Raw genomic sequence first — 5,968 nt, 5'->3', positions numbered from 1 at the left:
TTTTTAAAAGTAAAATCAAAGTTACTGATGATTTTGCAATTTAAGGAATATTAAAATAAGGACTCTTATTTCTGAAAGTTCTGTAACATTCAAATGAATTTTTAATGTGCTCATTTTTCCTTATCTTTTGGTATCGTTTTAACTTAAATTTTTTAATAGGAATGAATACTAACGGAATGTTAAAAGAAGGAACTCTTGAAGGTAAAACTATTATTGTGACAGGAGGTGGGACAGGATTGGGAAGATCTATGGGAAAATATTTTTTGGAGTTGGGAGCTAATTTAGTAATTACCAGTAGGAAGTTACCTGTGTTGGAGGAGACCGCCAAAGCACTGGAATCAGAAACAGGAGGAAAAGTATTGCCTTTAGCATGTGACGTCAGGAATTATGAAGAAATTGAAAATGTAATTTCAACTACTGAAGAGAAGTTCGGCCAAATTCATGGCGTTTTAAATAATGCGGCTGGGAATTTTATTAGCCCTACAGAACGTCTTTCACACCGTGCTTTTAATACAGTGGTCGATATTGTTTTGAGGGGGACTTCAAATTTTACGCTAGCTGCAGGTAAAAATTGGATTGAAAAGAAACAAAAAGGAACATTCCTCAATATTGTTACAACTTATTCTTGGACAGGTTCAGCCTATGTGGTTCCTTCCGCAGCGGCTAAAGCTGGAGTATTAGCTATGACACGATCGCTTGCCGTTGAATGGGCTAAGTATGGAATTAGAAGCAATGCGATTGCTCCAGGACCATTTCCAACAGAAGGAGCCTGGAGTAGGCTTTTACCTGATAATATTGCCAATTTATTTGATCCCAAAAATAAAATACCGGTTCAGCGATTTGGGGAGCATCAGGAATTAGCAAATTTGGCTGCTTACCTGATGTCCGATTTTTCAGCTTATGTAAATGGTGAAGTAATTACCATTGATGGTGGGGAATGGCTACAAGGTGCCGGTGAATTCAACCAGTTGGATATGGTTACTAAAGAAATGTGGGATATGTTGGAAATGATGAGGAAAGGATAATTTGAAGCCTATACTTTTTCAAAATTCTTAAAAATTGCCAATAGGTAAGTAAGATTGAAGAAAGCAAAAAGCTTTTAAAACCTCACACCCCGTTTGTGAGGTTTTTCTTTTTGAAATGGAACGTTCTTTAGAAATTTTCCCTTCCCCTTGTAAGTATTATCGATAACCACAAATAAGGTTTGAAGATAATTATTTGCAAAACACTACCTTATGAATATCCGGAAACTATCCTCCTTCTTTCTTCCGCAAAAAATTGATTTAAAAGGCCGTCAAAATTACCCTGAGCTCTTTTTTGCTATGTTGGTGAGATGGTGCTATATAGGTGGGCTTTTGTTAATATCTCTGTTTTCTTGCAAAACCCGATTAACGTCCAATGTAGCCAATGAATGGTATTATTTTCAGAAGCTTTTTTATGAAGGGAAAAGCTCTAAAAAGAATTTTGCCTTTGAGGCCCCTTTTGAGTATAAAAATGGGCTCATTTATTTAAAGGTAAGAGTAAATGATTCACCACGTTTATATAATTTTATCTTCGATACTGGGGCGGAGGTAAATGTTCTTTCCGACGAATTAGTGGGGGAGTTGGGACTTCCCACCGTTATTACTGACTTTTCTATAACCGATGCCAACAACCAAAAACAGCCCGCCAAATATCATGTGATTGATTTGAATTTGGGAGGGGTAAGCTTGGAAAAAACAGGAGCCCTATCAGCGGATTTGAGTGAAGTGCTTCGTTGTTTGGAAGTAGATGGAATTTTAGGTGTCAATACCATTGATTACTTTTTGTGGAGCTTTGATTTTAAAAACAAGAAAGTGCTCATCACAGATGTGCGCTCAGAAATACCGGAAAGCCGCTTAGAAAAAAAAATTCGCCTTAATCAAAATATGCGTGGGGATTTGTTTGCCCGGGTTCAAATTAATGAGGAAGTGAAATTTGATGCGCAATTTGATACAGGTTGTGTTTGCTACCTAATCCTTGATAAGGAAGTAAGTGGGATGATCAGAAGCAAGCAGGTGATAAGGGAAAGGATTCAGCAAGTGACTGGCGCGACTTCTACCCGTTTGGATACCATTTTGGTTTATGAAGTGAAAAATATTTCACTGGGTGGGGTGAATCTCAGTCGTCGCCAACAAATTGAAGCAAGGAAACATCCCGGAAGAAATTACCTAGGGAATCAGTTTTTGTTCAATTATTATGTAACGCTAATGAGTGATAAAGAACTTCTCTATTTGGCAGAAAACCCTTACGAAAAAGGGGAAAGGGAAGATTTGATATTAGAAAATATTGATTTTGGCTGGGAAGGAGGAAAGGTTTGGGTAGCCATGATATCATTGAACAGTAAAGTGGAGGAATTAGGACTAAAATATAATGATAGGGTGCTGAAAATCAATGATACTGACTTTTCTTATGTTCCTGATTTGTGTTCCTTTATTCAAATGAGAGGTAAGCTAAAATTGAAAGATGGGTATCTTTATCTCACTGTTTTACGGAATGGCCAAAAAAAGGAGTTTAAAATACCTGCTGAATATTTGTAATATTCAAATAGATATATAAATCTGTTTCACTATTTTATTTAAAAGTAAGTATAATATATAGATTTAAAATTTTTGTTAATTAAGTATTATTTTTTGCGGTAAAAAATCATTGATTTCATTCCTGTTCTTTAATTCAGTAGTCTTCTTTTTTTTAATATTTGGAGGGTCTCAATCCTTTGAAATTCTTTTTAATACTGTTTTTTGTTGAAAAAGTCCAAAATCAGAAATTAAGAAAGACTGTTGAAATAATGTTTTAAAAATTCTTTTATTGGCATTTTTCATATTGTGGTAATTGAATATATTAAAAGATTGGTTTTAGTTTATTTAATTATCAATACCAAGTTTTTGCACTTAAAAAGCAATAAAAATACCGTAAATTTTTAATACTTATTAATATGGAATTTTCTACAACTGATTTATGGATTTTTGCCGGCTGGCTCATTTTTATGATGGGCTTTGGCATTTGGATTTCCAAAAGAAAAAAGCAGGAAAGCGCTCAAGATTACTTTTTGGCTTCAAAAGCCTTGCCTTGGTGGGCTGTGGGAGGATCTCTTATTGCCTCTAATATATCGGCCGAACAATTTATCGGTATGTCTGGATCTGGTTATGTTGTCGGATTGGCCATTGCCTCCTATGAATTTATGGCCGCTGCCACTTTAATTATAGTTGCCAAATACTTTTTGCCAGTTTTCCTAAAAAAAGGCATTTATACTATGCCACAGTTTTTGGAACAGCGCTTTGATTCCCGAGTCCGAACAGGGTTGGCTATTTTCTGGGTGCTTCTTTTTGTTTTTGTAAATATCACCTCCGTTCTTTATTTGGGAGGTCTTGCACTTCAAAGTATTATGGGAATTCCTCTGATTTATGGTGTGATTGGTTTAGCCCTATTTGCCTCAACTTTTTCTATTACGGGAGGTTTGAAGGCTGTAGTCTGGACCGATGTTATTCAGGTAATTGTTTTGATCTTTGGGGGATTGCTGGCCAGTGTGATGGTCTTGAAGGCCGTTGGTGGTAGTTTCTGGGTGGGTTTAGAGACCTTAATTGCTAAGGCTCCCGAAAAGTTTGAAATGATTTTGCATAAGTCAAATCCTGAATATATTAATCTACCGGGTATAAGTGTTTTGATAGGTGGAATGTGGATTGCAAATCTTTATTATTGGGGTAATAACCAATACATTATTCAGCGGGCTTTAGCTGCAAAAAACCTGAAAGAGGCTCAAAATGGAACTGTTTTCGCGGCATTTCTGAAAGTGCTTTTGCCACTTATTGTTGTAATTCCAGGTATTGCGGCCTTTGTATTAAATGCCGATGTGAACAAACCGGATGAAGCCTATCCATGGGTTTTGAATAACTATGTAGCTACTGGGTTTAAAGGCCTGGCTTTTGCGGCTTTAATAGCGGCAATAGGTTCCTCATTAAGTTCAATGGTCAATAGTGCATCTACCATCTTTACGCTGGATATTTATCGCCCTATGAAGTTTAAAAATGGTGGGGAACTATCTCCTTCTGAGGATAAACATTTGGTGAGAATAGGAAAAATTTCAGCGGCTCTTTCCCTTTGTGTTGGGGTTTTGATAGCCCCATTGCTGGGTAATTTGGACCAGGCTTTTCAGTATATTCAAGAGTATACAGGTTTTATTAGTCCTGGCGTAGTAGCCATTTTTCTTTTTGGTTTATTTTGGAAAAGAACTTCAACCAATGCTGCCCTGTTGACGGTGATATTGTCTATTCCTTTATCAGCAGCCTTTAAGTTCTTTTGGCCGGAACTCCCATTTATCGACCGAATGGGGCTGAGCTTTCTAATTTTGTCTGCTGTTATTATCATCGTTTCATTAATTGAAAATCGATCTGTTGATCAAAAGGCCATTCAATTAGAAAAAGGGGGATTTAGAACCAGTTCTGTATTTAATTTGGCCTCGGTGGCTGTAGTTGGTGTATTGGCGGTTATTTATGTAGTATTTTGGTAGTCAATTCCAGAATAACCTCTCATCATAGGCTCGGAGTTTTCTCCTGTCTATGATGAGTTTAAGCGTTTCCTTGTATCCTTTTATTTCCTTCTTGTTCCTGTAAATTCAGGATTCAATTTTCAACAATCATTTCTTTAATTCCCTCCTGTGCGATGCATGTTCATCATGCTCAAAGTAGAAGAAAGGCGTCTAGGGACCCTTCATGCTGATAAAATCATTTTTTTTGCAAGTAAGCACTTCCTTGGGAGGAGGCTAAATGAAAGGGCCTAAAGACATATTCTCAGGTAATTATACTTTGTTTGTTTTTCTCACTAAAAGTGGTGTGATTCTAACTCAATTATTTGGATTGTAAATATAAATACTATATTGTACTTGTATTTTATTTTAAAGAATCCATTTTTTTATTAAAAAACACTATAAATATGAGATTAATTGCAATTATTCTGACCTGCTGTCTTTTTTATTCCTGTAAAATGGATGAGAAAAAACAAGTAGAAAAGTATTCCATCGATCAATTTTACAAAAATAAAAGAATAGGAGGGGGTGTTTTTTCTCCTGACGAATCCCATTTACTCGTTAGTAGTGATGAATCAGGTATTTTTAATTTGTATGAAATCAATATTGAAACAGGATCAAAACGCCAAGTAACCCATTCGGAAGAGGAGTCCTTCTTTGCCGTGGATTATGTGCCAGGTACTAATAACATGCTATATTCTGCGGATAAAGGTGGAAATGAAATGGATCATATTTACTTGTTGGGAGAGGATGGTTCTTCCAAAGATTTAACACCTGGCGAAAAGGAAAAGGCAAGTTTTGTGGGTTGGAGTAGGGATAAAAGGTCCATGTATTACATTTCGAATAAAAGAAATCCTCAGTTTTTTGATTTTTATAAAATGCCTGTTGGGGATTGGGATCCTGAAATGCTATATCAAAATGATGAAGGAATGGATTTGTCCGGAATGTCGGATGATGAAAACATCTTGGCCCTTCAAAAGACAATTACTACCAGTGAAAATCAATTATTTCTTTACAACCGATCCGGTCAATCTACGATAGAAATCTCTAAGCCTGAATTACCTGGAAATTACAGTAGTTCCGGATTTAGTAAAGATGGTAGGCACTTTTATTATATCACCAATGCCGGAAAGGAATTTGCTTACCTCATGCAATTGGAAATAAGTAGTGGGAAGGAAGAAGTCCTTTACGAAACCAATTGGGATGTAATGTATAGCTACCTAAGTGAAAATGAAAAATATAGGATCATCGCTATTAATGAGGATGGTAAAAATAGTTTGATTATTCAAAATAATGTAACGGGAGAGCAGGTAGATTTTCCTCAAATACCTGACGGAAATGTTTTAGCTGTAAACGTTTCGGATAGTGAAAAGCAGATGCGCCTGTCTATTGGAACCTCAAAAGCACCTACAAACCTTTATGTATATA

At 36.1% G+C, this 5,968-nt stretch carries 3 protein-coding genes and 1 pseudogene; all 4 read left to right on the top strand.

Going from position 1 to position 5,968, the window contains the following annotated elements; translation table 11 throughout:
• The first annotated feature begins 161 nt into the window (after positions 1 to 161).
• The gene (locus E1171_RS09315; protein WP_246164261.1) at positions 162 to 1,025 is read left to right on the top strand and encodes an SDR family oxidoreductase; all 864 of its coding nucleotides are present in this window, start codon (positions 162 to 164) and stop codon (positions 1,023 to 1,025) included.
• 210 nt (positions 1,026 to 1,235) lie between these two features.
• Positions 1,236 to 2,558 carry an aspartyl protease family protein gene (locus E1171_RS09310; RefSeq protein ID WP_155205733.1) on the top strand — a complete coding sequence of 441 codons (1,323 nt, stop codon included), beginning with the start codon at positions 1,236 to 1,238 and terminating at the stop codon, positions 2,556 to 2,558.
• A 395-nt stretch (positions 2,559 to 2,953) separates the two neighbouring features.
• Positions 2,954 to 4,525 (top strand): sodium/sugar symporter, encoded by a 1,572-nt coding sequence (locus tag E1171_RS09305; protein ID WP_155205732.1) that lies wholly within the window; start codon positions 2,954 to 2,956, stop codon positions 4,523 to 4,525.
• A 422-nt stretch (positions 4,526 to 4,947) separates the two neighbouring features.
• Positions 4,948 to 5,968, top strand: a pseudogene (locus E1171_RS09300) (DPP IV N-terminal domain-containing protein); the annotation flags it as partial.

The organism is Xanthovirga aplysinae, from assembly GCF_009711365.1.
GTDB lineage: Bacteria > Bacteroidota > Bacteroidia > Cytophagales > Cyclobacteriaceae > Xanthovirga > Xanthovirga aplysinae.
Note: the sequence above shows the minus strand (reverse complement) of the source record. Positions and strands in the feature narration are given on the sequence as shown.

What these genes read in the sequence shown, in the direction of transcription:
- E1171_RS09315 (WP_246164261.1), top strand. Translation starts at nt 162, where the DNA reads ATGAATACTAACGGAATGTTAAAAGAAGGAACTCTTGAAGGTAAAACT.
- E1171_RS09310 (WP_155205733.1), top strand. Translation starts at nt 1,236, where the DNA reads ATGAATATCCGGAAACTATCCTCCTTCTTTCTTCCGCAAAAAATTGAT.
- E1171_RS09305 (WP_155205732.1), top strand. Translation starts at nt 2,954, where the DNA reads ATGGAATTTTCTACAACTGATTTATGGATTTTTGCCGGCTGGCTCATT.